At 64.6% G+C, this 701-nt stretch carries 1 protein-coding gene; it reads left to right on the forward strand.

Annotation, left to right across the window (positions count from 1 at the left end; all coding sequences use genetic code 11):
* Positions 1-224 precede the first annotated feature (224 nt).
* Positions 225-701 (forward strand): group II intron reverse transcriptase/maturase (locus E7Z54_RS10915; protein WP_206056142.1); only part of this gene is annotated, 477 nt, incomplete at its 3' end.

Below are 701 nucleotides of genomic sequence, written 5' to 3' on the forward strand. Positions count from 1 at the left end.
CAAGGCGAGGATCGGGAAGTTCCTGCGTGACGAGCTCAAGCTCGAACTCTCCCAGTCCAAGACCGTGATCACCCACGCCACCAGCCAGGCGGCGCACTTCCTCGGCTACGAGATCCGGGCCCAGCACTCCGACACGAAGATCACCCGGAACCGTCGGGCGGTCAACGGAGCGATCGGCCTGTTCGTGCCCACGACAGGTGATCAGGCAGAAGTGCGCTCTCTACATGAGCAAGGGGAAGCCCGCCCAGCGAGGCCCGCTGCTTCACGACGAAGACTTCACCATCGTCGCGAAGTACCAGGCCGAGTTCCGCGGGCTGGTCCAGTACTACCTCCTCGCCCAGGACGTGTTCCGCCTGGGCCGTCTCCAGTGGGTCATGGAGACGTCGATGCTGAAGACTCTGGCCGGGAAGCACCGGTCGACGGTCACGAAGATGTCCCGGAAGTACAAGAGCACCACCGAGACACCCGACGGACCGCGCCGCTGCATCCAGGTCACCGTCCCCCGCGACGAGGGGAAGGAGCCATTGGTCGCCCGCTTCGGCGGGATCTCGCTCAAGCGACAGCGCACGGCAGTGCTCACTGATGTCCGGCCGGTCATGGCCAGTATGAAGCGCAACGAGCTGATCCACAGGCTCCTCGCCGAGTGCTGCGAGATCTGCGAGACGCGGACGAACCTTGAGGTCCATCACGTCCGCAAGCTC

It is taken from the genome of Nocardioides sp., assembly GCF_004803405.1.
Taxonomy (GTDB): Bacteria; Actinomycetota; Actinomycetes; order Propionibacteriales; family Nocardioidaceae; genus Nocardioides; species Nocardioides vastitatis.